Raw genomic sequence first — 25,145 nt, forward strand, 5'->3', positions numbered from 1 at the left:
GGTGTTCCAGAACTACGCGCTGTATCCGCACATGAGCGTGTTCGACAACATGGCGTACGGCCTGAAGATTCGCGGTCTCCCCAAGACCGAGATCCAGACGCGCGTGCAACAGGCTGCGGGCATTCTCGAACTCGGCAAGCTGCTCGATCGCAAGCCGCGCCAGCTTTCGGGTGGCCAACGCCAGCGTGTGGCCATGGGCCGCGCGATCGTGCGCGAGCCGGCTGTGTTCCTGTTCGACGAGCCGCTCTCCAACCTCGATGCCAAGCTGCGCGTGCAGATGCGTCTGGAACTGAAGGATCTGCATCGGCGCCTGCGCACCACCAGCCTGTATGTGACGCACGATCAGGTCGAAGCCATGACGCTGGCCGATCGCATGATGGTGCTCAACGGCGGTCGGGTCGAGCAGATCGGCACGCCGTTGGAGGTGTACTCGCGCCCGGCCAGCACGTTCGTGGCCAGCTTCATCGGCTCGCCGCCGATGAACCTCGTGCCCGTGTCACGTCAGGCGGGCGAGGGCGCGCAGATCCGCGTCGATGGCGCGAAGGAGGGCGACGCTGCCGCCACGCTCGGCCACCTGCCGATGGGCTTGCACCTGCCTGAACGCGCTTTGATGGGTTTGCGCCCCGAACACATCGAGCCGTGTTCCGCTGACCAGGCCATCGCCTTCGTTGATGTGCGTGTGGTGGAGGCCCTCGGCGCTGATGCGTTTGCGTATGGCTCGCTGGCGGGTCATCCGATCGTGGTTCGCCTGGAGCCGCATGCCGGTGTCAAGGCCGGTGACAAGCTGCCAATCACCACCTCGGCCGAGCATCTGCACTGGTTCGATCCGCAAACCACCCGCCGCATTGAGGCCCTCGCATGAGCGACGCACGCACGCTGCCTGCCTGGCCGTATCCGCGCGCCATCGCACACCGGGGCGCGGGCAAGCTGGCGCCGGAGAATACGCTGGTCGCGTTCCGCCACGGCGCGTCGTTCGGCTATCGCATGTTCGAGTTCGACGTGAAGCTCTCGGGCGATGGTGTGGCCGTACTGCTGCACGACGCCACGCTCAATCGCACCACGAACGGTCACGGCCGCCTCGACGCGCTCACGCTGAGCCAGATCGCGCAACTGGATGCCGGCAGCTGGCACAGCCCGGCCTACGCTGGCGAGCCTGTGCCCACGCTGGCCGGCATCGCTCGCTACCTGCGCGCCAATGGCTATCTCGCCAACATCGAGATCAAGCCGGTGCCGGGCGCGGAGTGGCGCACGGGGGCAGCCGTTGCACTTGATGCCCGTACGCTGTGGGCCGATGCCGATGTGCCGCCACTGCTGTCGTCGTTCTCGGAAGAGGCGCTGGCCGCCGCGCGCGATGCCGCTCCGGAGTTGCCGCGCGCATTGCTGTTCGACACATTGCCTGGCGATTGGCTCGACCGTCTGCGTGCGCTCGACTGCGTGGCACTCGACGCCAACCATCGCGAACTCACGCCTGAAATCATTGCCGAGGCACACGCTGCCGGCTTCCGCGTTTGCTGCTATACCGTTAACGATGTCGACCGCGCGCAGTTGCTGTGGGGCGCCGGCCTGGACGGCTTGATCACCGATTGGGTCGATCGGATTTCGCCCGCTTGAATGTGATGGAAAAGGTTCTTTGACGTAGCAAAACAACGGGCCGTTGTCACGTCAAAGAATCAGAATGTTGCTTATAAACGTGCTATGCTTCCCGCCCGTGAAGACTTAGGTCCTTCCCGCACAACTTGTCTGTAAAAGCTGTCTCGGTGCCTCCTTTCTGCTATGCACGATCTGGTCCGATCAGGTGATTTCAGGCGATTTAGTTTGCGATCCGCTAACCGGTCAAGCCGTGTCGCGGAAGGTTGATGAACCCGCTGAACTCCGGCAGACCCGGAGAAAAGTGAGCGCCCCATGACAGAGCTGTATAAGCAGTACCTGGACACTTCGTACCTGTCCGGCGGTAACGCCGCCTACGTTGAAGATCAGTACGAAGCGTACCTTCAAGATCCCACGTCCGTTAGCGAGGCCCTGCGCGCGTACTTCGATGCGCTGCAGAACGTCCCCGCCGTCGACGGTTCCAACGCCCGGGATATCCCTCACGCCCCCATCGTCACCTCGTTCGCTGAGCGCGCCAAAGCTGGCCCGATCAAGACGATCGTCGCATCTGCCGATTCCGATATGGGTCGCAAGCGCGTGGCGGCGACGCAGCTGGTTGCGGCATACCGCAACGTGGGCCTGCGTTGGGCCGATCTTGACCCGCTCAAGCGTCAGGAGCGCCCGCCGGTGCCGGATCTGGACCCGGCTTTCTACGGTTTCACCGAAGCCGACCAGGACATCGTTTTCAACGCCAGCAACACGTATTTCGGCAAGGAGTCGATGAGCCTGCGCGAGCTGGTCAACAACCTGCGCGAAACGTACTGCGGCTCGATCGGTGCCGAGTTCATGTACATCAGCGACCAGGCACAGAAGCGCTGGTGGCAAGAGCGTCTGGAGACCATCCGCTCCAAGCCGACCTTCTCGGCAGAAAAGAAGAAGCACATCCTGGAACGCCTGACGGCCGCTGAAGGCCTCGAGCGCTTCCTCCATACCAAGTACGTCGGTCAGAAGCGCTTCTCGCTGGAAGGCGGCGAGAGCTTCATCGCGGCCATGGACGAAATGATCCAGCGCGCCGGCGAGAAGGGCGTGCAGGAAATCGTGATCGGTATGGCCCACCGCGGCCGTCTGAACGTGCTGGTCAACACGCTGGGCAAGATGCCGGCTGACCTGTTTGCCGAATTCGAAGGCAAGCACGTGGACGACCTGCCGGCCGGCGACGTGAAGTACCACAAGGGCTTCTCGAGCGACGTGACCACCCCGGGCGGCCCGGTTCACCTGTCGCTGGCGTTCAACCCATCGCACCTGGAAATCGTCAACCCGGTCGTGGAAGGCTCGGTCAAGGCACGCCAAGAGCGTCGCGATGACAAGCACGGCGCGCAGGTGCTGGCTGTGCAAGTGCACGGTGACGCAGCCTTCGCTGGCCAGGGCGTCGTGATGGAAACGCTGAACCTTGCGCAAACGCGTGGTTACGGCACGGGCGGCACGATCCACATCGTCATCAACAACCAGATCGGCTTCACGACGTCGGACCCGCGCGATTCGCGCTCGACGCTGTATTGCACCGACGTGGTCAAGATGATCGAAGCACCGGTCCTGCACGTGAACGGCGATGATCCGGAAGCCGTTGTGCTGGCCATGCAACTGGCCGTGGACTTCCGCACGGAGTTCCAGAAGGACATCGCGGTCGACATCATCTGCTTCCGCAAGCTCGGCCACAACGAGCAAGACACGCCGGCGATGACGCAGCCGCTGATGTACAAGAAGATCGGCCAGCACCCTGGCACGCGCAAGCTGTACGCAGACAGGCTCGTCACGCAAAACACGTTGAAGGCCGAAGAGCCGGACGCCCTGGTGCAGGAATTCCGCGCCGCCATGGACGCCGGCAAGCACACCGTTGACCCGGTGCTGTCGAACTTCAAGAACAAGTTCGCAGTGGACTGGCTGCCGTTCCTGAACCGCAAGTGGACGGATTCGGCGGACACCGCTGTGCCGATGGCTGAACTCAAGCGTCTGGCTGAGCGCATCACTGCCATCCCCGACCACTTCAAGCTGCACCCGCTGGTTGAGAACGTCGTCAACAACCGCGCCAAGATGGGCAAGGGCGAGGTGTCGCTGGACTGGGGCATGGGCGAGCATCTCGCATTCGCCTCGCTGGTGGCGTCGGGCTACCCGGTGCGTATCACCGGTCAGGATGCTGGCCGCGGTACGTTCACGCACCGCCACGCCGTGCTGCATGACCAGAACCGCGAGCGTTGGGACGCCGGCAGCTACATCCCGCTGCAGAACGTGTCGGAAAGCCAGGCACCGTTTACCGTGATCGACTCGGTGCTGTCGGAAGAAGCCGTGATGGGCTTCGAATACGGCTACTCGTCGGCTGAGCCGAACACCCTGGTGATCTGGGAAGCCCAGTTCGGCGACTTCGCCAACGGCGCGCAGGTCGTGATCGACCAGTTCATCTCGTCGGGTGAAGTGAAGTGGGGCCGCGCCTCGGGCCTGACGCTGATGCTGCCGCACGGCTATGAAGGCCAAGGTCCGGAGCACAGCTCGGCACGCCTGGAACGCTACCTGCAGCTCTGCGCAGACCACAACATGCAAGTGGTGCAGCCGACCACGCCGGCGCAGATCTTCCACCTGCTGCGTCGTCAGATGATCCGGATGTTCCGCAAGCCGCTGATCATCCTGACGCCGAAGTCGCTGCTGCGCAGCAAGGATGCAGTGTCGCCGCTGACCGATCTGGCCAAGGGCCACTTCGAAACGGTGATCGCCGATACGGCAGAAGATCTGAACCCCGCCAAGGTGAAGCGCGTCGTGGCCTGCTCGGGCAAGGTCTACTACGACCTGGTCAACGCACGCAAGGAACGCGGCCAGACCGACACCGCCATCATCCGTGTGGAACAGCTGTATCCGTTCCCGCACAAGGCGTTCGCGGCCGAGCTGAAGAAGTATCCGAACCTCGCCGAAGTGGTGTGGTGCCAGGACGAGCCGCAGAACCAGGGCGCCTGGTTCTTCGTGCAGCACTACATCATGGAGAACATGGCTGAAGGCCAGAAGCTGGGCTACGCAGGCCGTCCGGCCTCGGCATCGCCGGCGGTGGGCTACTACGCCAAGCACAACGAGCAGCAGAAGGCGCTGATCGATGCGGCGTTCTCCAAGCTCAAGGGCTTCGTGCTGACCAAGTAAGCGAGATCAGCTCCAGGGCGGTGGCAATGGCTACCGCCTTGGCGCATCTTCACTCCCGAATAACGCAAACGAATTGAAGCGCTGGCCCGCCCCGCCATGCAGGGTTGCAGGGCAGCGCACACAGAATCCAAGGAACCATCGAAATGGCTATTGTTGATGTCAAGGTCCCGCAGTTTTCCGAGTCCGTCGAAGAGGGCACGCTGATCTCCTGGAAGAAGAAGCCGGGCGAAGCCGTGGCCGTGGACGAAGTCCTGGTCGAAATCGAGACCGACAAGGTTGTGCTGGAAGTGCCGGCGCCGTCGGCTGGCGTGCTGGCTGAAGTGCTGGTGGCTGACGGTGCGACCGTTACGTCGGAACAACTGCTGGCGAAGATCGACACCGAAGGCAAGGCAGGCGCTGCTGCACCGGCTGCCGCTGCTCCGGCTCCGGCCGCTGCTGCACCGGCACCCGTTGCCGCCGCTCCGGCTGCTGCTGCCACGGGTGGCGTGGCCATGCCGTCGGCTGCCAAGCTGATGGCTGAGAACAACCTGTCGGCTGGTCAAGTGGCCGGCACGGGCCGCGATGGCCGTATCACCAAGGGCGACGTGCTGGGTGCCGTGGCTGGTGGCGCCAAGCCGGCAGCGGCTACGGCTGCTGCTCCGCAAGCCGCACGTCCGGCCCTGCAGCAAGTCGCTGCTCCGGTGGACTTCGCCGCCCTGGGCGACCGTCCGGAAGAGCGCGTGCCGATGAGCCGCCTGCGTGCCCGTATCGCCGAGCGCCTGGTGCAATCGCAATCGACCAACGCCATCCTCACCACCTTCAACGAAGTCAACATGAAGCCGGTGATGGACTTGCGCGCCAAGTTCAAGGACCAGTTCGAGAAGACCCACGGCGTGAAGCTGGGCTTCATGTCGTTCTTCGTGAAGGCGGCTGTTCATGCGCTGAAGAAGTACCCGGTCATCAACGCGTCGGTGGACGGCAACGACATCGTCTACCACGGCTACTTCGACATCGGTATCGCTGTCGGCTCGCCGCGTGGTCTGGTGGTGCCTATCCTGCGCAATGCCGACCAGATGAGCCTGGCCGACATCGAGAAGAAGATCGCTGAATTCGGCAAGAAGGCCCAGGACGGCAAGCTGACGCTGGACGACCTGACCGGCGGCACGTTCTCGATCTCGAACGGCGGTACGTTCGGCTCGATGCTGTCGACCCCGATCATCAACCCGCCGCAATCGGCCATCCTGGGCGTGCACGCCACGAAGGACCGCGCTGTGGTGGAAAACGGTCAAGTCGTGGTTCGCCCGATGAACTACCTGGCCATGTCCTACGACCACCGCATCATCGACGGCCGCGAAGCCGTGCTGGGCCTGGTCGCCATGAAGGAAGCGCTGGAAGATCCGGCCCGCCTGCTGCTGGACCTGTAATCGACCGCGTTGATGACACGAGACGCCGCCCCCGCTGTGCGGCGGCGTCCGAATCGAGGATTTCTCCATGAGCAAAGAATTTGACGTGCTGGTGATCGGCGCCGGCCCTGGCGGCTACATCGCCGCGATCCGCGCCGGCCAGCTGGGCCTGAACGTGGCCTGCTGCGAAGACAACGCCTACGACGATCCGAAGGGTGAACCGCGCCTGGGCGGCACCTGCCTGAACGTCGGCTGCATTCCCTCGAAGGCGCTGCTGGCCTCGTCGGAAGAGTTCGAGAACGTGAACCACCACCTGGCCGACCACGGCATCACGGTGGAAGGCGCGAAGGTCGACGTTGCCAAGATGCTCAAGCGCAAGGACGACATCGTCGGCAAGATGACCAAGGGCATCGAGTTCCTGTTCCGCAAGAACAAGGTGACGCTGCTCAAGGGCCGCGGCAAGTTTGTCGGCAAGACGGATGCCGGCTATCAAGTCGAGATCAACGGCAAGGCCGGCGCAGAAGTCGTGACCGCCAAGCACGTGATCATCGCCACGGGCTCGAAGGCGCGCCATCTGCCGAATGTGCCGGTCGACAACGTGATCGTTGCCGACAACGAAGGCGCACTGAAGTTTGCCGAAGTGCCGAAGAAGCTGGGCGTGATTGGCGCCGGCGTGATTGGCCTGGAGCTGGGCTCGGTCTGGCGTCGCCTGGGTTCGGAAGTGACGATTCTCGAAGCACTGCCGAGCTTCCTCGGTGCGGCGGACGAATCTGTTGCTAAGGAAGCCAACAAGCTGCTGACCAAGCAGGGCCTGAAGATCAACGTCGGCGTGAAGGTTGGCGAGATCGAATCGTCGGCCAAGGGCGTGAAGGTGAACTACACCGACGCTGCAGGCGCTGCCCAAGTGCTCGAGTGCGACAAGCTGATCGTCTCGATCGGCCGCGTGCCGAACACCGACGGTCTGGGCCTGGAAGCCATCGGTCTGGCGACGGACCAACGCGGTTTCATCGAGGTGGACGACCACTGCGCAACCAAGCTGCCGAACCTGTGGGCGATCGGCGACGTGGTGCGTGGCCCGATGCTGGCGCACAAGGCAGAAGACGAAGGCGTGGCCGTGGCCGAGCGCATCGTCGGCCAGAAGCCGCACATCGACTACAACTGCATTCCGTGGGTGATCTACACCTTCCCGGAAATCGCATGGGTCGGCAAGACGGAGCAGCAACTCAAGGCCGAAGGCCGCGAGATCAAGGCTGGCCAGTTCCCGTTCTTGGCCAACGGCCGTGCGCTGGGCATGGGCACGCCGGAAGGCTTCGTCAAGGTGATCGCCGATGCGAAGACCGACGAGATCCTGGGCGTGCACATCGTCGCGGCCAACGCATCCGATCTGGTTGCCGAAGCCGTGGTGGCGATGGAGTTCAAGGCTGCGGCTGAAGACATCGGCCGCATCTGCCACCCGCACCCGTCGATGTCGGAAGTGATGCGCGAAGCGGCGCTGGCTGTCGACAAGCGTCAGCTCAATATGTAATGACTCGCTGAAAAGCGAGCACGGTGCCCGGCTATCCACAAGATGCCGGGCATCGGTCCATTTGGGCCCGTCAATGGCGCCCCACGCAGATGAACGTCCAGGAAACCTACCTACAGGAACTGAAGGCGCGCGGCTATCAGCCCGACGAGGCGCAGCAGCGTGCCGTCGATCGCCTGCAGCAGTGCTACGACGAATGGGTGGCCTACAAGGCCCGCCGCTCGAGCGCCTTGCGCAAGATGCTCGTGCATCCGGACCTGCCGCGCGGCGTGTACATGTGGGGCGGGGTGGGGCGCGGCAAGTCGTTCCTGATGGATGCGTTCTTTAGCTGCGTGCCGCTGGTGCGCAAGACGCGTCTGCACTTTCACGAGTTCATGCGCGAGGTGCATCGCCAGTTGGAAGAGCTGCGCGGTCGCGCCGATCCGCTGGACGAACTGGCACGCCGCATCGCCAAGCGTTACCGACTGATTTGCTTTGACGAATTTCACGTCAGCGATGTGGCTGACGCGATGATCCTGCATCGACTGCTGGACCAGCTGTTCGCCAATGGCGTGCAGTTCGTGATGACGTCCAACTATCGGCCGGACCTGCTGTATCCGGATGGCTTGCACCGTGATCGCGTGCTGCCCGCCATTGCACTGCTGCAAGAGAAGCTCGACATCCTCAACGTGGATGCCGGTGTCGACTATCGCAAGCGTGCGATGGAGCAGGTGCAGGCGTACTACACGCCGCTGGGCGCCAAGGCAAACTCGGCGTTGCGTGATGCCTTTGCTGCTGTGGCGGAAGTGCCGGACGAATCGCCGATGCTGCGCATCGAGCACCGTGAAATTCGCGCCGCGCGCAAGGCCGGCGGCGTGGTGTGGTTCGATTTCGCCACGCTGTGCGGCGGTCCGCGCTCGCAGAACGATTACCTGGAAATCGCCTCGCGTTTTCACACGGTCATCCTGGCCGATGTGCCGAAGATGACGCCGCGCATGGCATCCGAAGCGCGTCGCTTCACGTGGCTGATCGACGTGTTCTACGACCACAAGGTCAAGCTGCTGATGTCGGCCGAAGTGCCGGCAGACGAGCTCTACACCGAAGGCCAGATGGCCAACGAGTTCCAGCGTACGGTGTCGCGCATCGTCGAGATGCAGTCGCGCGAATACCTCGAGGCGCCTCGCCGCGAGGTGGATACGTCGTTGACCTGATCGCTACCGCGTTTGTCCCGACCCGCCGTTCTGACTAATGCGAGAGCGGCGGATTGCGATGTGAGGACGGCGCGTGCGATGGGCGCAGGTTCGCTGCCCCCAGGAAATCCTGCGCCGGGCTCTCGTTCTTGCGGTTGACATTGCGGAACGCGCCTTCCACCAGCATCGGGGCGATGTTGCTCACGTCCGTTTGCGAGGCGATGGCCACATCTTCGGCAAAACCGCGTTCGCACAGTTCGCGGCCCGACACCGAATCCAGCATCCACGCTTTCATCATCCCGGTCTGGGAGGCTTCCCGGTAGATCGCCCGTGCGGCCAGTGCTTCGGGCGATAGTGCTTGCGGTAGAAAGCCCGCGACTGTCTCCGACAGGTGATGCACGATGGCGCCGGCGGCCAGCCAATCCTCCAGGGCTGGGCGCAGACTGCCGTCGGCCCAGCGCTCGCCCGACGCCACCACGGCCACGCGGCGGCCCAGTCGCGTAGCGGCTTCCGCCACAGCTCGGGCATTGCGCAGGCAGCCGGCAAACGTCGGCGTTGAACCGGTCGCCAGGGCGAGCGTTGCGCCGTTGGGCGAGGGCAGGACCAGGCTGCTGCCTACCGGCAGCTCCTTCAACGAGGCAGGCGACAGCGAGTAGCCAGGCTGACTGCGATTGGTGCACGCCAGCATGGCGCCGGCGCGGCGGGCGAAGACTTCCGCACTGCTGTCGCGCCACGGGTACGGGTAGATGCGTGCGCCGCGCCCCACCGCAATGTCCACGCAGGTGCAGAACGACAGCACGTCGACCACGATGACCACGTCGCAATGCGGTGCCAGCGCGGATGCGCCGTGCTCGCCCCACTCGCAGTGAATGTTGTACAGGCTGAATTCGGTTGCCATAGGACGCCCTCCTAGTTGCCTGGTCCAGCTAACACTATAGGACGCGAAATTTTTTGCGACAGGGCAGCCTGGCAGCGAGTGGCTTGTACGGCGCATAACGGCGTCTCCACCAACCATGACGGCTCTTGACGCACATCAAGGGGGAATCGGCGGCGTGTGGCTAGCATGGCCACATAATGACGACGACCTACGCCCCCGCGCTTTCCGCCGCAGACCGCGGTGCGGCCCCGCCACATGTGGCGAGTGAGGTAGCGTCGTCACAAGCCCTCTGCTACCACTGCGGCTCGGCGCTCGATGCAGCGACGGCGCTGCACGGCAACATCGCCGATCAATCCCACACCTTCTGCTGCGCCGGTTGCCAGGCAATCGCGCAGACGCTGCATGCCTCCGGCATGGGCCACGTCTATGACGGCCCGATCGCCTTCGCCCGGCCCATGGATGGCGACAAGCGCGCCGAAGCCGAAGCCGTGTGGGCGACATACGATCTGCCCGTCATGCGCGAACGCTTTGTGCGCACCCGTGCGGATGGCGCAGAGGAAGTCTCGCTGGCGATCACCGGCATGCGCTGTGCCGCCTGTGTCTGGCTGATCGAGCGCGCACTCTCGCGCGTGGCCGGCATTCGAGAGGCGACTGTCAACTACGCCACCGAGCGCGCTCGCCTTGTCTGTGAGCCGGGTGCCGTGCGCCTGTCTGCCGTGTTTGCGGCCATTGCAGACGTGGGCTACGAGGCCTGGCCCGACCAACCTTCGGCACGCCGCACAGCCGAGGCGCGCGAGCGCCGCAGCCTGCTGATCCGGCTTGGCATCGCCATGCTCGGGATGATGCAGGTGATGATGTACGCGTGGCCGGTGTATTTGCACGGCAGCGACATCCCCGTCGATCAGACCCGCCTGATGCAGTGGGCGAGCCTGTTGCTGACCGTGCCGGTGGTGCTGATCTCTGCTGCCCCGATCTTCCGCAGCGCGTGGCGTCAGGTGCGGCACGCCCACGTCGGTATGGATGTGCCGGTGGCGCTTGGCATTGGCGCGGCATTCGTCGCCAGCGTGTTTGCCACGGTGCGAGGACACGGCGAGACGTACTTCGACTCGGTGACGATGTTCGTCGCGTTCCTGCTGGCAGCGCGGTATCTGGAGCTGCGTGCACGGCAGAGTGCTGCATCCGGGGCAGAAGCCTTGGTGCGCCAGTTGCCAGCCACTTGCCGGCGTATTGATGCCGCGTCCGGCACGGTGCAGACCATTCCCGTTGCCACGCTGTGTGTGGGTGATTGCGTGGAAGTGCGCGCGGGCGAAGTGCTCCCTGCTGACGGCATCATCGAGCGTGGCACCACCGAGATTGATGAATCGCTGCTCTCCGGTGAGAGCGTGCCGCGCCAGCGTGACGTCGGTGCGGCCGTGCTTGCCGGCAGCTATAACGTGGCCAGCGCGATCCGCGTGCGCGTGAGCCGTGTCGGCACGCAGACGCGTCTGGCGGCCATCGTTGAATTGCTGGATCGTGCGCTGACCGACAAGCCCCGCATGGCGGAGTTGGCCGATCACGTTGCCGGTCGCTTTGTGGCCGTGCTGCTTGGTTGGGCAGTGCTGACGGCGATTGCGTGGTGGTGGATCGATCCGAGCCGCATGTTTGCCGTCACGGTTGCGGTGCTGGTGGTGAGCTGCCCGTGTGCGCTGTCACTCGCCACGCCGTCTGCACTGGCGGCGGCCAGCGGCGCTTTGGCAAGGCGCGGTGTGCTGGTCACGCGCGGTCACGCCATCGAAAACCTGGCCGCTGTCACAGACGTGCTGCTCGACAAGACCGGCACGCTCACAGAAGGGCGCCTGCGCCTGTTGAGCATCGAAACCTTTGCCGATGCGGACGCCGAAACCTGGCTGGCGATGGCCTGTGCGATGGAGCAATCGGAGAACCATCCGATTGCGCAGTCGCTGCGTGCTGCCACGCCCGATGCATTGACGTTGCCCAGCGTGGAGCACGCCACCAACGTGCCGGGGCAGGGGGTGCATGCGGTGGTTGGTGGCCAGTCGCTGCGCTTGGGCACGCAGTTGTTCGCCGCAGCGCAGTTCGCGGATCAACCAGTCAAGGCCGTCCGCTACGGCAACGAAGCGCCGATGGAAGAGGTGCCGCCCGCTGCGGCATGCACCGTGGTCTGGCTTGGTCGCGACGAACAACCCCTCGCGCGCTTCACTCTGGCCGATACGCCGCGTGCCGATGCACCTGCCTGCCTGGAGGCATTGCGCGAGCAAGGCTTGTGTTTGCACTTGGTGTCCGGTGATGCGCCGGAGACCGTGCGCTGGTGGGCCAACCGGCTGGGGATCGATCACGCAGTCGGTGGCGCAAGCCCCGAAGACAAGCGCGCCTATGTGCAGAAGCTGCAGGCGCGCAGGGCCCGTGTACTGGCCGTCGGCGACGGCATCAACGATGCGCCCTTGCTGGCGCAGGCGCAGGTCTCCATTGCTATCGGTACCGGTGCGCCGCTTGCACAGGCAGGCGCCGACGCGGTTCTCACCGAGCCGCGCCTGTCCGCCATCAGCGAGGCGGTGTCGATCGGCCGCCGCACGTTGCGTGTGGTGCGCCAGAACCTCGGTTGGGCCTTTGCTTACAACGCGATCAGCATCCCGCTCGCTACGCTGGGGTGGCTGTCGCCATTGGCGGCGGGCATCGGCATGTCGGTGTCGTCATTGCTGGTGGCACTCAATGCGTGGCGCCTATCGCGTGCCCCGCGGTGCGTGGTCTAGGAGGCTGCATGGAAACGCTGTTCCTACTGGTTCCGCTGTCGCTGATGCTGGTGATGGCAATCGTCGGCGTGCTGTGGTGGGCCGTCGGCTCGGGCCAGTACGACGACCTGAAGACGCCCGCCGAGTCGATTCTGCTGGACCCGGATACGCCTGCGCGCAACACACGGCTGCAGGACTGAGCGGCAGACCACTTTCACATCGCATATTGGCCGGGGTGCCTTGATGCACATCAAGACCCCAAGGCCGCCCGGTTCTTAACATGACCGCATCAAACCAACACACTCGGGGAGCAAGCATGGAATCGTCCAGCGCGTTGCAGCACACCCAGACCTTCAACTACCGCGTTGTCCGCCAGTTCTCGATCATGACGATCGTCTGGGGCATCGTCGGTATGGCGGTCGGTGCGCTGATCGCGGCCCAGTTGATCTGGCCGCAACTGAATTTTGGGGTGCCCTGGCTGACGTACGGCCGGCTGCGTCCGTTGCATACCAACGCGGTCATTTTTGCGTTTGGCGGCAGCGCGCTGTTTGCCACGTCGTACTACATCGTGCAGCGTACCTGCCAGGTGCGCCTGTTCTCCGACACGCTGGCCGCGTTCACGTTCTGGGGCTGGCAGGCGGTCATCCTGGCCGCCGTCATCACGCTGCCGCTGGGCTACACCAGCTCGAAGGAATACGCCGAGCTGGAATGGCCGATCGACATCCTGATCACGCTGGTGTGGGTGGTCTACGCCGTTGTGTTTTTCGGCACCATCATCAAGCGCAAGACCAAGCACATCTACGTGGCCAACTGGTTCTTTGGCGCGTACATCATCACCATTGCGCTGCTGCACATTGTCAACAACGCAGAGCTGCCGGTGACGATGTGGAAGTCGTACTCGGCCTACGCCGGCGTGCAGGATGCGATGGTGCAATGGTGGTACGGCCATAACGCGGTGGGCTTCTTCCTGACCACCAGCTTCCTGGGGATGATGTACTACTTCGTGCCCAAGCAAGCCGAGCGTCCGATCTATTCGTACCGCCTGTCGATCGTCCACTTCTGGGCGCTGAACTTCACCTATATGTGGGCGGGCCCGCACCACCTGCAGTACACCGCGCTGCCCGACTGGGCGCAGTCGCTGGGCATGGTGTTCTCGCTGATTCTGCTGGCGCCGTCGTGGGGCGGCATGATCAACGGGATCATGACCCTCTCGGGTGCCTGGCACAAACTGCGCACCGATCCGATCCTGAAGTTCCTGGTGGTGGCGCTGTCGTTCTACGGCATGGCGACCTTCGAGGGCTCGATGATGTCCATCAAGACCGTCAACGCGCTGTCGCACTACACCGATTGGACCATCGGTCACGTGCACTCCGGCGCGCTGGGCTGGGTGGCCATGATCACCATCGGCTCGATGTACTACATGATCCCGCGCCTGTTCGGGCAGCAGAAGATGTACAGCACGCGCCTGATCGAGGTGCACTTCTGGATCGCCACGATTGGCGTGGTGCTCTATATCGCCGCCATGTGGGTCGCCGGCGTGATGCAAGGGCTGATGTGGCGCGCCACCGAGGCTGACGGCACGCTCACCTACAGCTTTGTCGAAGCGGTGAAGGCGACGTACCCGTTCTACATCATCCGCCTGCTGGGTGGCCTGTGCTTCCTGAGCGGGATGCTGCTGATGGCATTCAACGTGTTCAAGACCATCCAGGGCAGCAAGGCGGTGGATGCGCCGATCCCTCAACCGGCACAGGCCCCGCTGGCCGCGGCACAGTGAGGAGACGAACATGAGCAACCAACAAAAGAGCTTCTTCTCGCACGAGACGCTGGAAAAGAACATCGGCTTGCTGATCGTGATGACACTGGTCGTCGTCAGCATCGCCGGGCTGGTGCAGATTCTGCCGCTGTTCTTCCAGCACTCCACGACTGAGCCGGTCAAAGGCATCGCACCGTATTCGCCGCTGCGGCTGGCCGGGCGCGACATCTACATCCGCGAAGGCTGCGTCGGCTGCCACTCGCAGCAGGTGCGTACGCTGCGTGCCGAGACCGAGCGTTATGGACATTACTCGCTGGCTGGCGAGTCGGTGTTCGATCATCCGTTCCTGTGGGGCTCCAAGCGTACGGGGCCGGACCTGGCGCGCGTGGGTCAGCGCTATTCGGACGACTGGCACCGCATCCATCTGCGCGATCCGCGCGAGGTGGTGCCGGAATCGAACATGCCGGCCTATGCCTGGCTCGCGAAGACGCCGCTCGACAACAGTGACATCGAGAAGAAGATGCAGGTGCTGCGTCAGCTTGGCGTGCCCTATACGGACGCACAGATTGCCGGTGCACGCGAGCAACTTGCCGGCAAGACCGAAGAAGACGCCGTGGTGGCCTTTCTGCAGGGTCTGGGCGTAGAGCTGCGCAATGTGCGCGATGTGGCTGCAACGCCGGCATCGCCTGCCACCGTCGCTACCAAGGAGTGAGCCATGGCCATGCTGAGTGCAATTGCCACCGCCGTCTTCCTGGTGCTGTTCGTGGGGATCAGCTGGTGGGCGTTCTCGGCGCATCGCGCTGCCGCCAATGCGGAATCGGCCATGCTGCCGTTCCTGTTGCCCGATGAAGCCGAGGTCGCCGGTGCACGCGCAGAGTCCACTCGTGCGTCGCGCCCACATCAATAAGGACACAAGATCATGAGCGACTTCATTTCTGAGTTCTGGGGGTACTACATCTCGGCGATTGCCCTGGTGGGTATCGCCTGGTGCATTTGGCTGTTGTTCTCGCAACGCAAGATCACGATCGCGCCCGGACAGCAAGCCGGCGACGACACCGGCCACGTGTGGGATGGTGACCTGCGCGAGCTGAACAATCCGTTGCCGCGCTGGTGGATGTGGATGTTCCTGCTGTCGTGCATCTTCGCCTTGTCGTACCTGGTCTTGTATCCGGGGCTGGGTGCGTACGGTGGTGTGCTGGGTTTCTCCACGCGCGGTGAGCTGGCCTCGCAGCGCGCTGCAGCTGATGCCAAGGTGCGCCCGCTCTACGAGCGCTACGCCGGTATGGACATCAAGCAGATCGCCGCCGACCCACAGGCACACGAGATCGGCCAGCGCCTGTTCCTGAACAACTGCGCGCAATGCCACGGCTCGGATGCGGGCGGCTCCAAGGGCTTCCCGAACCTGACCGACAACGACTGGCTGTATGGCGGTGATCCGGAGACGATCCTCACCACCATCACCAAGGGCCGTCATGGCGTCATGCCGTCGCTGGCGGCAGTGGTGGACGCCAACCAGGCCGCCAACGTGGCCAACTACGTGCGCTCGCTGTCGGGCCTGGCCTATGACCCGATCAAGGCTGCACGTGGTGAGCCGACCTTCAAGTCGGTCTGCGCGGCATGCCATATGGCGACCGGCAAGGGCAACCAGGCTCTTGGCGCCCCCAACCTGACCGACCGCGTATGGCTGTACGGCAGCTCAGAGGCAACCATTGTCGAGACTATCCTCAAGGGCCGCGACAACACGATGCCGGCGCACGAGAACCTGCTGTCGCCGGAGAAGATCCGCATGCTTGCGGCCTACGTGTGGGGGCTGTCGAACAACAACACGAGCGCCCAGCAATGAGCGAACACGAACCCGGCTGGCGCCCCATGACACCTGCCGTTGCAACGGCAGGCTCGGACGACACGCCCACCGAACAGGCGCTCTACGAGGTCCGGCGCAAGATCTATCCGCGCTCCGTGACGGGGGCGTTCGCAAGCTGGCGCGTGTGGATGGTGCTGGCCACGCAAGCCATCTTCTATGGGCTGCCGTGGTTTGAATGGAACGGGCGCCAGGCGGTGTTGTTCGATCTGGGCGCGCGCAAGTTCTACCTGTTCGGGCTGGTGTTGTGGCCGCAGGACGTGATCTACCTGACGGTGCTGCTCGTGCTGTCGGCGCTGGGGCTGTTCCTGTTCACGGCAGTGGCGGGGCGGCTCTTCTGCGGCTACGCCTGCCCGCAGACGGTCTACACCGAAATCTTCATGTGGATCGAGCGGCATATCGAAGGCGACCGCTTCGCCCGCATCCGCCTCGACGGTGAGCGCTGGAGCCTGCGCAAGCTACGCCTCAAGGCGGCCAAGCATTCAGCCTGGGTGGTGATTGCGCTGTGGACGGGCTTCACCTTCGTCGGCTTCTTCACGCCGATCCGTGAGCTCGGCATGGAGACGTGGACGCTGTCGCTCGGCCCGTGGCAAACCTTCTGGATGCTGTTCTACGCATTCGCCACCTGGGGCAATGCGGGCTTCCTGCGGGAGCAGGTGTGCCTCTACATGTGCCCGTACGCTCGCTTCCAGAGCGTGATGGTCGACCCAGACACCTACGTCGTCACCTACGACACGCAACGCGGTGAGCCGCGCGGCAGCCGTTCGCGCAGTGCAGACTTCGCGGCGCAGGGGCTCGGGTCGTGCGTGGACTGCAGCATCTGCGTGCAGGTGTGCCCGACCGGCATCGACATCCGTCAGGGTCTGCAGTACGAGTGCATCGGCTGTGGAGCCTGCATCGATGCGTGCGATCAGGTGATGGACAAGATGCGCTACTCGCGCGGCCTGATCCGCTACACGTCCGAGCGTGCGATGCACGACCGGCTCACCCCGAAAGAGGCGCGGCGCCATCTGCTGCGTCCGCGCGTGCTGATCTATGCCAGCATCATGCTGGTACTCATCACGGGTTTCATCGTTGCGCTGACGATGCGCCAGCCGCTCAAGGTGGACGTGATTCGTGATCGTGGTGCGCTGGCGCGCGAGGTGGACGGTGGCAAGATCGAGAACGTCTATCGCCTGCAGTTGATGAATGCCTCCGAGCAACCCGTGCGCGTGACCATCACGGCGGAAGGACTGCCGCAGCTGGAAGTGCAGGGCGGTCGTGGCGAATCGACCACGCTTGAACTGGCGCCGGCGGCCAACCGCCTGCTGCCGATTCGCGTGCGCCGTCCGGCAGACGACGTGGGAGCCGGCTCGCACAAGATCCGCTTCGTGATCCAGGCAGACAGCGGTAGCGACAGCCTTGTGCTGCGCGAGCCATCGAGTTTCATCGTGCCGCGCTGATGCGGTTTTTAGAACAGGAGACACAGATGCAGGCAATGCAATCTTCCGCTCCGGCCCGGCCATGGTGGCGCGAGCCCTGGCCGTGGCTGCTGATGGCCGGCCCCTTCGTCGCCATGATCGGGTGCGGTGTCACCATCTGGTTGGCCGTGTCGCATCCGGATCCCGTCATTCATGACAACGTCGTGCGGCGCGGCCTGGTCGTCGAGAAGCCCGTCTCCGTGCCGGCCCATGCCGCCCACGGGGAGGTCCAATGAAACGCCGCCTGCTGATGTGGATTCTCTGGCCCGCGTTTCTATGCGCGGCGCTGGCCGAGCTGGTCGTGTTTGCGGTGGTGGACCCGGCCGATCTGCGTTTCTTCGGAGAACAGATTGCCGTGTCGGCCGAGGCGGTCTACACGGTGTCGTTCTTCGTGTTCTGGTTGCTGTGCGGATTGTCGAGCGCGCTCACGCTGTATGTGTCGCCGGGCATCGGCAAGCTGGAGGCGCATGAGCATCCGCTCGTGTGAGCGGATGTCTGGGAGGGTGGGCGGCTTAGTTGGCCTGGCCGCTCATCACCTGGCGCAGGCCTGCCATGTCGATCAGCTTGACGTGGCGCTGGCGGATCTGGATCAGGCCGGCCTCGGCAAAACGCGAGAACAGGCGGCTCACGGTTTCGAGCTTCAGGCCCAGATAGCTGCCCAGTTCTTCACGGCTCATGCGCAGCACGAACTCGGTCGACGAATACCCGCGCTGGGCTGAGCGCTTGGACAGGTTGAGCAGGAAAGCAGCAAGGCGTTCTTCAGCGCGCATCGAGCCGAGCGTCAGCAGCATCTGGTGATCCTGCGAGATCTCCTTGCTCATGATGCGCAAGAACTGGTGCTGCAGAGAGGGCAGCCGGCGCGAGAGCTGTTGCAGTTGGTCGTAACGCACCACGCAGACTTCGGTATCTTCCAGCGCGGTGGCATCCGACACGTGGCACATGTCGCCAATGCCATCGAGCCCGACGATCTCGCCGGGCAAATGGAAGCCGGTGATCTGGTGGCGGCCGTCTTCCAGCGTCAGGTGCGTCTTGAGCGTGCCGAAGCGGATGCCGTACACGGCTTCGAGCGGTTCACCGAGGGCGTAGAGCGTCTGGCCTTTCTTGATGCGGATGCGCTCGGCAACCAACTCATCCATCTTGCGCACGTCTTCCGAATTCATGCCCACCGGCAGGCAGATCTGGCCGAGTACGCAGGTGGAGCAACGGGAGGCTTGGTCGGTGAGTGCGATTCGTGTGAGCACAGGGGGCGAGTGAATTTCGAGTAAGTGAAATGAGAAATTCTTGTGATGCAACCGCGGCCTATTATAGCGGCGGCCATGCTGATATCGGATTGTTCCGATAACGTGAATTGCGCGAAATGCACGGAATTCCCGTCAGCAAAACACTAACTTTGGCCCATATCAAAAGAGCGTTAAAAAGATGAATGTTGCTGCGCTCGTGAGCGTTTTTCTGATCGCATTGCTCGGTGGCGTCCATTGCCTGGCAATGTGCAGCGGCATCGCGTTGGCCGCTGAACGCGGGCAGGTGCCGGTGCGCATCGTTTCGCGTCGCAGGCTGGCGTTCGAGCAAACGGTCATGCATGCCGGGCGCATCAGCATGTACGCGGTGTTGGGGGCCATCATGGGTGCGCTCGGTGCCACGGTTTGGCGCCAGCAGTGGCTGCCAATTCAACGCGGATTGTTTGCATTTGCCAGTGCGTTGTTGCTGGCTTACGGTTTGTTGCTGATCGTGCGAACTACGGGCGATACATGGCGCAGTCCTTGGCTGGAACGCGTGCTTGGTTATTTTGCCGGCGCCCTGTCGAAAATGGGGGCGCGGTTGGGTGGAAACCTGCATCGCAGCCCACCATTGGTGCGGCGCTATGTCACGGGCTTGGCATGGGGGCTTGTGCCGTGCGGAATGGTTTATGGGGCATTGGCTGTTGCGTTGTTGGCGGGCAACGCATCGTCGGGGGCGGTTGTGATGCTGGCGTTTGGCGCGGGCACGCTGCCGAATCTGCTGATGATGTCTGGTCTGGCCGGCTGGTTGCGAGGGTTGTCTCGCCGGAAATGGGCGCGCGGCGCGGCGGGCGCTGCTATCACTGGCTTTGGCGTTTGGGGGCTGGTGTGCGCCGCGTGGCTGCCGGAGATGCTCAATGCACATGGCTTCTGCCTGGTGCTGTAGCCGTTTGAAGCGCCTGCGGACCAGCATCCGGCCAAGGGTGGGGCACTAAGGCATCTTCCCGGTTGCGGCACCGCAGGAAATTGCCCTACAATCAACCACAATTCGATTCGCCCACCGCGCAAATCAACAATCCCAAGCGCGGCGTCAAGCGACGCCATCCAGCGCGAAAGCCACAAAAAAGGCCGCCCTGGACAGTCGATTCGGTCGGGATGCCAGATTCGTTGGCAGCCGACCGGTGCAGTATCCGTCCCCATGGCGGCGGAAAAATTTGCCCTTGTGGTGCCTGACCGGCACCGGATCAACTCGCTCCTCCGGCCCTTTTTGCGGGCACAGCCACTGCGTTTCGGTGCAAGGCCCAATTGGTCCAATTGGCTCTCGCGCGCCGGGCCCGGGCGGGCAACAGCATTCAGACATGCCGCGTGCGTCGCGGCGGGACGACAAACCTCAAGCGTGACGGCGACCTGCCGGACGCGAGCAATGACGAGCCGCTCAACCGAATGAATACCCAAGAGGCGAAAATCGTCCTCGAGACCGCGCTGATCTGCGCGCAGGACCCCTTGCGAGTCAATGACTTGCGCAAGCTGTTCGACGAAGATGTTTCCGCGGACACCATCCGCGTACTGCTTGAAGAGCTGCGTCAGGATTGGCTTAATCGAGGTGTCGAATTGGTAGCGTTGGCCTCGGGCTGGCGTCTGCAGAGCCGTCCTGAGATGCGCGTGTATCTCGATCGCCTGCATCCGGAAAAGCCGCCGAAGTACTCGCGTGCGGTGATGGAAACGCTGGCAATCATTTCGTATCGCCAGCCGGTCACGCGCGGCGATATTGAAGATATTCGTGGCGTTACGGTCAACACGCAGGTCATCAAGCAGATTGAGGATCGCGGCTGGATCGAGGTCATTGGTCATCGCGATGTGCCGGGCCGCCCGGCGCTGTACGCCACAACCAAGCAGTTTCTCGACGACCTCGGGCTGCGCTCGTTGGATGAGCTGCCGCCGCTCGAAGATGCCCGTGCCCAGGCGCAGGCAAGCCTGCTGGAGCAGGGCGCAATCGAGTTCGAGGGCGGGGCGATTGCGGTGCAGGAATTGACTGCGTTGGTCAACGATGCGCCGGAGGGCGAGGGCGCTCGGGCGCCTTCTGCCGACGCAACCGAACCGCTGGTAGCCGAAGCGGCGAAAGCGGATGTGCCTGTTGTGCAAGCAGAAGTCGAGTCTGCCGCCGAGGTCGAGGTGAGTGGGTCGAGCGCACCTGAAGCTGAAACCGAAACCGTTGAGGCGGAATCGGAAGATCCGAACAAGACCGTGGCTGAGCCGTCAGCGGCTTCCACGAATGAGAACTCGTAATGCCATGCCAACCGCCGAATCGGTATTCCAAGCGGCGCATGGCCTGAACCACTTGAATTGAAAGACGTTGTGAGCACCCTGCCAGATTCCATGGATACACGTATGCCGGCTGATGCCGACGCTTCGGCACCCCGTCAAGAGGGCGCAGGCGATGGCGCTGAGTCGTCCGCGCCGCGCCGCAAAGGGCTGCGCAGGGGCTTGCGCAACCTGGTGGCGTCGCGCCGCCAGCAGCAGGACGGCCGCCCAGAGGGCGATGCGCCTGCAGGCGAGGTGGCTGCCGATGCCAGCCAACCTGCCCAACCGCGCAAGAGTCGCGCTCCGCGCGCCCGCAAGCCGAAGGAAGCCCCTGCCGGCGACGCAGCAGTGGTAGTGGAAGCTGCTGCGCCCGTCGAAGGTGCGCCCGCAGAAGGTCGAGCCGACCGCGGCGAGCGACGTGGCCCGCGTGGCCGTTTCGGCAAGAACCGTCGCCGCGAGGGTGAGGGCCAGCCGGCAGGTGAGCGTGTCGAAAATGTCGGTGGCAAGAGTGCCAATCCCGGTCGCGGCAAGGGGCAGGGCCAGGGCCAGGGCCGCAATGGCAAGCCGCAGCAGGGCAAAGCAGCCGGCCAAGGTCGAGGCAATCAAGGCGGCAAGGGTGGCAAAGGCGCTGACGACGTCTTCCAGTACGTGATTTCCGGGGCGTACGACTCGGAAGCCGACGTCGGCGGCGCATCGCAGCCGAGCAAGGCGCGTGAACTGACCGCCGAGGACGATGCGCCCAAGCTGCATAAGATCCTGGCCGATGCGGGCCTGGGCTCGCGCCGCGACATGGAAGACCTGATCCTGCAAGGTCGGGTCTCGGTGAATGGCCTACCGGCACACATCGGTCAGCGCATTCTCGCCACCGACCAAGTGCGCGTGAACGGCAAGCTGATTCAGCGCAAGCTGCCCAACAAGCCGCCGCGCCTGTTGCTGTACCACAAGCCGGCCGGCGAAATTGTCAGCCAATCCGATCCGGACGGCCGTCCGACCGTGTTTGATGCGCTGCCGCGCATGAAGACCGGCAAGTGGGTCGCCGTTGGCCGCCTGGATTTCAACACGGAAGGTCTGCTGATCTTCACGACGTCTGGCGACATCGCCAACCGCTTCATGCACCCGCGCTATGGCGTTGAGCGTGAATACGCGGTGCGTACGCTGGGCGAACTGGCTGAAACTGACCGTCAGAAGCTGCTGCACGGCATCCAACTCCAGGATGGCGAAGCCAACTTCCTGCGTTGCGCCGATGGCGGTGGTGAGGGCGTCAATCACTGGTATCACGTCGCCTTGACCGAAGGCCGCAACCGCGAAGTGCGCCGCATGTTCGAAGCGGTCAACCTGACCGTGTCGCGCCTGATCCGGACGCGCTATGGCAGTTTTGTGCTGCCGCGCGGCCTCAAGCGTGGGCGCTGGCAAGAGGTCTCGCCCGAGGATGTGCGCACGCTGATGAGCACGCTGGGTATGAAGGTCCCGACGGCCAGCTCGGGTGAGAAGAGTCGCCAGGGGGATCGCCGTCGCCAGCCGGCGCCGGTGCTGATGGGGCCGATGTCGTCGGGCTTTACCGGCGAAGCGAACTTCCAATCACGCGGCATGGGCGTTGAGAATGGCAACCGCGCTCAGCCTGCGCAACGCCGTCAGCCCAATCCTCGTCAGCCGGACCCGATGCAGACCTCCATGGGCTACATCAATGTGGGTGGCCCGACCACGTTGACGGCACGCACTCGCACGGGCGCTCGTCCGGATGGTCGTGGTGGCGCAGGTGCAGGTGGTGGCATGCGTGACGGTAATCGCGCGCCTGGCAACAAGCGTCCTGGCAGGGGTGGTGGCGCGCCCAACGGCAACAAGATGGGCAACAAGGCGCGCAGTGGCGGTGGAAACCGCGGCGGCAAGCGTTAAGTGTGGTGGCGCTGTGTGCGGTATCCGTCGCAGCGCCCGATTTTGTGGTGCGTTCAGGGCAATTTTTGCGTTTTGCGCTGAGACGGATTACAATATGAGTCTAATCAAAAGTCATCCTGTAGAAGATGGGCGAATGATATGGGCGTTGCGCCCATTTTTTTTTGCTTCAGCAGGTTGGCAGTACCGGGAAATTCTTCAGGAAAAACGTGCATCTGACTGATCTGATTGAGAAAACCCTCGCCGCCATGGGCTACGAACTGGTGGAAGTGGAACGCGCGCCGGCTGGATTGCTGCGCGTGTATATCGATCAGGCGGAGAATGGCATCGTCATTGAGGATTGCGAGAAGGTGAGCCATCAGCTCACGCGTGTCTTCGAAGTCGAAAACGTGAACTACGAACGGCTGGAAGTGTCGTCGCCTGGGCTGGATCGCCCGCTGCGCACGCTGTCCGACTTCACGCGTTTCGCGGGCCTTGAGGCCAAGGTGACGCTGCGTCTGCCGGTGGGCGGCCAGAAGAATTTCACGGGGATCATTCAGACTCCCACGGGGGAACTCGGCCAGGAACGGGTCGGCCTCGAGTTTGAGGGAAAGGACGGCCCTGCGCTGCTGGAATTCACGCTGTCGGAACTCGACCGCGCCCGGCTGGTGCCAGTGCTGGACTTCAAAGGAAATCGAAACAAAGGGAACAAGCAATGAGCCGCGAAGTTCTGTTGCTCGTCGATGCGCTTGCGCGCGAAAAGAACGTCGACAAGGATGTGGTGTTCGGGGCGCTGGAAGCCGCATTGGCTTCGGCGACCAAGAAGCGCTTTGAAGAAGACGTGGATGTGCGCGTGGCGATCGACCGTGAGTCGGGCGAGCACGAAACCTTCCGTCGCTGGTTGGTCGTTCCCGATGATGCCGGGCTGCAGGAGCCGGACAAGCAGATTCTGCTGTTCGAGGCCAAAGAGCAGGACGCCGACATCGACGTCGATCAATTCATCGAAGAGCAGATCGAGTCGGTCGAGTTCGGCCGCATTGGCGCACAGGCTGCAAAGCAAGTGATCTTGCAGCGCATCCGCGATGCCGAGCGCGAGCAGATCCTGAACGACTACCTGGATCGTGGCGAAAAGGTCATGACCGGCACGATCAAGCGTGCCGACAAGAAAGGCCTGATCGTTGAAACCGGCCGCGTCGAGGCACTGCTGGCACGCGACCAGATGATCCCGAAGGAAAACCTGCGCACGGGCGACCGTGTCCGCGCGTACATCCTGAATGTCGACCGTACCGCACGCGGCCCGCAGATTGAACTGTCGCGCACCTGCCCCGATTTCCTGATCAAGCTCTTCGAAAACGAAGTGCCGGAAATGGAACAGGGCCTGCTGGAGATCAAGGCGGCCGCGCGTGACCCGGGCGTGCGTGCGAAAATCGCAGTCGTTGCACACGATAAGCGCATCGATCCGATTGGTACCTGCGTTGGCGTGCGCGGCACGCGTGTGACGGCAGTGCGCAACGAAGTCGGCGGCGAGGCCGTGGACATCGTGCTGTGGTCGGAAGACCCGGCGCAGTTCGTGATCGGCGCGCTGGCGCCGGCGCAAGTGCAGTCCATCGTCGTGGACGAAGAGAAGCACAGCATGGACGTGGTCGTCGACGATGAGAATCTCGCCGTCGCCATCGGCCGTAGCGGCCAGAACGTGCGTCTGGCATCGGAGCTGACGGGCTGGCAGATCAACATCATGACGCCGGCTGAGTCTGCGCAGAAGCAGGCTGAAGAAAGCTCCGTTGTTCGTCAGTTGTTCATGGCGAAGCTGGACGTGGACGAAGAGGTTGCCGACATCCTGATCGAAGAGGGCTTCAGCTCGCTCGAGGAAGTGGCTTATGTGCCGCTGCAGGAAATGCTGGAAATCGAAGCGTTCGACGAAGACACCGTCAACGAGCTGCGTAACCGCGCCCGTGACGTGCTGTTGACGATGGAGCTGGCAAAGGAAGAAAAGGTCGAGAAGGTGTCGCAAGACCTGCGCGACCTCGAGGGGCTGACCCCGGAGCTGATCGGCAAGCTGGCCGAGGGGAACATCCAGACGCGCGACGACTTGGCTGAGCTGGCCGTGGACGAATTGGTCGAAATGACCGGCGTTGACGAAGAACAGGCCAAGGCGCTGATCATGAAGGCGCGTGAACACTGGTTTTCGTGACGTTGCGACCGAGCGTTGATCGTTTTTCGCAATCTCACTTAAAACCA

At 63.4% G+C, this 25,145-nt stretch carries 22 protein-coding genes; 20 read left to right on the top strand and 2 right to left on the bottom strand.

Annotated features, from left to right (window positions below; all coding sequences use genetic code 11):
- The 6 genes from C404_RS39210 to zapE form a co-directional block, all read left to right on the top strand.
- Nucleotides 1-862: ATP-binding cassette domain-containing protein (locus C404_RS39210; protein ID WP_021194233.1), on the top strand; the 862-nt coding region annotated here is incomplete at its 5' end.
- A complete protein-coding gene (gene ugpQ / locus C404_RS39215) occupies nucleotides 859-1,611 on the top strand; it encodes a glycerophosphodiester phosphodiesterase (RefSeq protein WP_021194234.1) in 753 nt (250 codons plus the stop codon). The genes C404_RS39210 and ugpQ, both read left to right, overlap by 4 nt.
- A gap of 291 nt (nucleotides 1,612-1,902) precedes the next feature.
- Entirely contained in the window at nucleotides 1,903-4,767 is a 2,865-nt protein-coding gene (locus tag C404_RS39220; protein WP_021194235.1) for a 2-oxoglutarate dehydrogenase E1 component, read from the top strand.
- Nucleotides 4,768-4,910: 143 nt separating this feature from the next.
- Nucleotides 4,911-6,170: a 2-oxoglutarate dehydrogenase complex dihydrolipoyllysine-residue succinyltransferase gene (odhB, locus tag C404_RS39225; RefSeq protein ID WP_021194236.1), complete on the top strand. Its 1,260-nt coding sequence runs from the start codon at nucleotides 4,911-4,913 to the stop codon at nucleotides 6,168-6,170.
- Nucleotides 6,171-6,237: 67 nt separating this feature from the next.
- Nucleotides 6,238-7,674 carry a dihydrolipoyl dehydrogenase gene (lpdA, locus tag C404_RS39230; RefSeq protein WP_021194237.1) on the top strand — a complete coding sequence of 479 codons (1,437 nt, stop codon included), beginning with the start codon at nucleotides 6,238-6,240 and terminating at the stop codon, nucleotides 7,672-7,674.
- Between the two features lie 89 nt (nucleotides 7,675-7,763).
- Complete coding sequence (zapE, locus tag C404_RS39235; protein WP_021194238.1) at nucleotides 7,764-8,861, top strand: cell division protein ZapE; 1,098 nt, start codon at nucleotides 7,764-7,766, stop codon at nucleotides 8,859-8,861.
- Nucleotides 8,862-8,895: 34 nt separating this feature from the next.
- Here zapE and C404_RS39240 read toward each other — a convergent pair whose 3' ends face one another.
- Nucleotides 8,896-9,738 (bottom strand): 2-phosphosulfolactate phosphatase, encoded by an 843-nt coding sequence (locus C404_RS39240; protein ID WP_021194239.1) that lies wholly within the window; start codon nucleotides 9,736-9,738, stop codon nucleotides 8,896-8,898.
- A gap of 176 nt (nucleotides 9,739-9,914) precedes the next feature.
- On the opposite strand from C404_RS39240, the gene C404_RS39245 reads away from it, so the two are divergent.
- The 9 genes from C404_RS39245 to C404_RS39285 all read left to right on the top strand — a co-directional run bounded on the left by C404_RS39245 (nucleotide 9,915) and on the right by C404_RS39285 (nucleotide 18,007).
- The gene (locus C404_RS39245; RefSeq protein WP_021194240.1) at nucleotides 9,915-12,467 is read left to right on the top strand and encodes a heavy metal translocating P-type ATPase; all 2,553 of its coding nucleotides are present in this window, start codon (nucleotides 9,915-9,917) and stop codon (nucleotides 12,465-12,467) included.
- 8 nt (nucleotides 12,468-12,475) lie between these two features.
- The gene (gene ccoS, locus C404_RS39250) at nucleotides 12,476-12,646 is read left to right on the top strand and encodes a cbb3-type cytochrome oxidase assembly protein CcoS (RefSeq protein WP_021194241.1); all 171 of its coding nucleotides are present in this window, start codon (nucleotides 12,476-12,478) and stop codon (nucleotides 12,644-12,646) included.
- Nucleotides 12,647-12,762: 116 nt separating this feature from the next.
- Nucleotides 12,763-14,220 carry a cytochrome-c oxidase, cbb3-type subunit I gene (gene ccoN, locus C404_RS39255; protein WP_021194242.1) on the top strand — a complete coding sequence of 486 codons (1,458 nt, stop codon included), beginning with the start codon at nucleotides 12,763-12,765 and terminating at the stop codon, nucleotides 14,218-14,220.
- A gap of 10 nt (nucleotides 14,221-14,230) precedes the next feature.
- Nucleotides 14,231-14,911, top strand: coding sequence for a cytochrome-c oxidase, cbb3-type subunit II (ccoO, locus tag C404_RS39260; protein ID WP_021194243.1), 681 nt, complete (start codon nucleotides 14,231-14,233; stop codon nucleotides 14,909-14,911).
- 3 nt (nucleotides 14,912-14,914) lie between these two features.
- On the top strand, nucleotides 14,915-15,106 hold the full coding sequence (locus C404_RS39265; protein ID WP_021194244.1) for a cbb3-type cytochrome oxidase subunit 3: 192 nt from the start codon (nucleotides 14,915-14,917) through the stop codon (nucleotides 15,104-15,106).
- A gap of 12 nt (nucleotides 15,107-15,118) precedes the next feature.
- A complete protein-coding gene (ccoP, locus tag C404_RS39270) occupies nucleotides 15,119-16,042 on the top strand; it encodes a cytochrome-c oxidase, cbb3-type subunit III (RefSeq protein WP_021194245.1) in 924 nt (307 codons plus the stop codon).
- Complete coding sequence (gene ccoG, locus C404_RS39275) at nucleotides 16,039-17,502, top strand: cytochrome c oxidase accessory protein CcoG (protein ID WP_021194246.1); 1,464 nt, start codon at nucleotides 16,039-16,041, stop codon at nucleotides 17,500-17,502. The genes ccoP and ccoG overlap by 4 nt, the downstream gene beginning before the upstream one ends.
- A 26-nt stretch (nucleotides 17,503-17,528) precedes the next feature.
- Nucleotides 17,529-17,756 (top strand): FixH family protein, encoded by a 228-nt coding sequence (locus C404_RS39280; RefSeq protein WP_021194247.1) that lies wholly within the window; start codon nucleotides 17,529-17,531, stop codon nucleotides 17,754-17,756.
- Entirely contained in the window at nucleotides 17,753-18,007 is a 255-nt protein-coding gene (locus tag C404_RS39285) for a hypothetical protein (protein WP_021194248.1), read from the top strand. The genes C404_RS39280 and C404_RS39285 overlap by 4 nt, the downstream gene beginning before the upstream one ends.
- A gap of 25 nt (nucleotides 18,008-18,032) precedes the next feature.
- Here C404_RS39285 and fnr read toward each other — a convergent pair whose 3' ends face one another.
- Nucleotides 18,033-18,761 (bottom strand): fumarate/nitrate reduction transcriptional regulator Fnr, encoded by a 729-nt coding sequence (gene fnr / locus C404_RS39290; RefSeq protein ID WP_080981278.1) that lies wholly within the window; start codon nucleotides 18,759-18,761, stop codon nucleotides 18,033-18,035.
- Between the two features lie 178 nt (nucleotides 18,762-18,939).
- On the opposite strand from fnr, the gene C404_RS39295 reads away from it, so the two are divergent.
- The 5 genes from C404_RS39295 to nusA all read left to right on the top strand — a co-directional run bounded on the left by C404_RS39295 (nucleotide 18,940) and on the right by nusA (nucleotide 25,098).
- Complete coding sequence (locus C404_RS39295; RefSeq protein WP_021194250.1) at nucleotides 18,940-19,683, top strand: sulfite exporter TauE/SafE family protein; 744 nt, start codon at nucleotides 18,940-18,942, stop codon at nucleotides 19,681-19,683.
- Between the two features lie 497 nt (nucleotides 19,684-20,180).
- Nucleotides 20,181-21,023: an SMC-Scp complex subunit ScpB gene (scpB, locus tag C404_RS39300; protein ID WP_049286223.1), complete on the top strand. Its 843-nt coding sequence runs from the start codon at nucleotides 20,181-20,183 to the stop codon at nucleotides 21,021-21,023.
- Between the two features lie 102 nt (nucleotides 21,024-21,125).
- Entirely contained in the window at nucleotides 21,126-22,931 is a 1,806-nt protein-coding gene (locus C404_RS39305; protein ID WP_021194252.1) for a pseudouridine synthase, read from the top strand.
- Between the two features lie 206 nt (nucleotides 22,932-23,137).
- Nucleotides 23,138-23,626, top strand: coding sequence for a ribosome maturation factor RimP (gene rimP / locus C404_RS39310; protein WP_021194253.1), 489 nt, complete (start codon nucleotides 23,138-23,140; stop codon nucleotides 23,624-23,626).
- Complete coding sequence (gene nusA, locus C404_RS39315) at nucleotides 23,623-25,098, top strand: transcription termination factor NusA (RefSeq protein ID WP_021194254.1); 1,476 nt, start codon at nucleotides 23,623-23,625, stop codon at nucleotides 25,096-25,098. The genes rimP and nusA overlap by 4 nt, the downstream gene beginning before the upstream one ends.
- Nucleotides 25,099-25,145 lie beyond the last annotated feature (47 nt).

It is taken from the genome of Ralstonia sp. AU12-08, assembly GCF_000442475.1.
Lineage (GTDB): Bacteria > Pseudomonadota > Gammaproteobacteria > Burkholderiales > Burkholderiaceae > Ralstonia > Ralstonia insidiosa.